This window comes from Sphingomonas oligophenolica, from assembly GCF_006438955.1.
In the GTDB taxonomy this organism is placed as follows: Bacteria; Pseudomonadota; Alphaproteobacteria; order Sphingomonadales; family Sphingomonadaceae; genus Sphingomonas; species Sphingomonas oligophenolica_A.
Window position 1 is genome coordinate 1 of record NZ_RCZK01000041.1, and the last position, 1,681, is coordinate 1,681.

The window sequence follows — 1,681 nt, forward strand, 5'->3', positions numbered from 1 at the left end:
TCACGTCGATCGCCGGTTCGCTCGCGGCCGGCTCCGATCCGAATACGTCCGCCGCGCCCTCCAGCAGCCGGGATCGCCACTGGTTGATGAGGTTTGGATGCACGTCATACTGCTGCGCCAACTCGGCCAGCGTCTTCTCACCCTTCACGGCAGCCAGAGCTACCTTGGCCTTAAACGCCGGGCTGTGATTCCGGCGGGGTCGCTTGCTCATCTTGCCTCCTGGGGCGGCCAACATGGCCGCGGTCAGATCGGCAATCCACTTATCCCCGCTGTTCAGATTTCCCGAGCCACCTCTATGGTCCGTACGGTGCGCTTGGCTCGGTTGACGCTCAAAACGCCATCAGCCAAGGTGCCGATGGCGCTCCAGCACCGCACGAACTCCCCTTTTAGGCACTGGAGCGCCAACCTTTCGACGGTAGCACGACCCCATGCCGTTAGCGCCATTGGCGCCGATAGGTAGGGCGACAGGGAGTGACCCACAGCCGTAATCGGGCATTTGACCCCTCAGCAAGACAGCATAAGCTCGAATCATGGCCGACCCAACCGCACCGACCCACGACCCTCGCAATTCTGAGGTCGGCATCATCCTCCCCAGGCTACATCGGCGCGGGCTCGAAATATGAACCGGCAATGGACCCCGGAAGACGAGGCTAAGCTGCGGCTTCTCTGGGGCGGTGACGTGGTGGACATCGCCAAGGCGTTGGATCGCACGCCAGCCGCTACCCGCGATCGAGCCCGCCTGCTTTCGCTTGTGAAAATGCGCTTCCGGTAACGGAGACTATCGGCGGTTGCAGATCAACTACGACCGCTCACGTTCGATACGGACTCTGCATATCGGTTATCCATCCAGCTCCGGGGGCGGGAGCCGAAGCCTGAACAGGAGCCGTCGCTGCAACGGGGCGAGGAACTGAGGACGCTCGTGCGCGGGCATGCTCGGGGTCAATCTCCTCCGCGAATGCCAAGCCAGCGCAGCCTTCCGCGACCCATTTAACCGTCGCGCCAACCGCCTCCAGAATGCCGACCCAGATCAAGACAGTCGCACCAGGCCGCAGTTCTGTTGCCTGATCGATTCGTATGCCGCCTGGGGACAGATCGCGCACGCGGTGTTTAGTTGGGGCTCCCCCGCCGAACCGCTCCACAGTGGCGCTCAGCATCACGCTCGCACGAGGAGCGCGCGCGTTTGGCGTCGGCTCGGCATAGTCGTGTGACAGAGGGTTGCCTGGATTGGTGACGGTCTCGGTCCCGGTCCGGGTGTGAGGATGTCAACGCATCTAGACAACGGATGTTTATCGATGGCTAACGCAGGAAGGGGTCGCGGACGGCGGGGATACCGATGAAAACCGTAGCACAGGCAAAGTGGGAGGCACTAAGCGATACCGAGAAAGAGAGGTGGCTCCGGTCGTCTGCACAGGCTCGCGGCTTGGATAAGTGGATCGCCGCTGGTTGATCATGCCGCTGCGAGAAGCGGCTGGTCGAAGTATATCTGGTCGGGCGTGCGGCCGCCAAGAGCTGAGTGCGGCCGGATGCCATTATAAAATGCGAAGTATCGGCCGATGCCGGCGCGGGCCTCGGGGACCGATGCGTAGGCGTGCAGATATACCTCCTCGTATTTCACCGAGCGCCAAAGGCGCTCAACGAACACGTTGTCGCGCCAGCAGCCCTTGCCGTCCATACTGATGGC

Annotated in this window: 3 protein-coding genes; all 3 read right to left on the reverse strand. The window is 62.3% G+C overall.

The window, feature by feature from the left end; genetic code table 11:
* The coding region (locus tag EAH84_RS15755; RefSeq protein WP_140868377.1) for a transposase at positions 1 to 211 on the reverse strand (211 nt) is incomplete at its 3' end.
* Positions 212 to 809: 598 nt separating this feature from the next.
* Complete coding sequence (locus EAH84_RS16685) at positions 810 to 1,211, reverse strand: PilZ domain-containing protein (RefSeq protein WP_425326472.1); 402 nt, start codon at positions 1,209 to 1,211, stop codon at positions 810 to 812.
* 236 nt (positions 1,212 to 1,447) lie between these two features.
* Positions 1,448 to 1,681 (reverse strand): integrase core domain-containing protein (locus EAH84_RS15765; protein WP_140867210.1); only part of this gene is annotated, 234 nt, incomplete at its 5' end.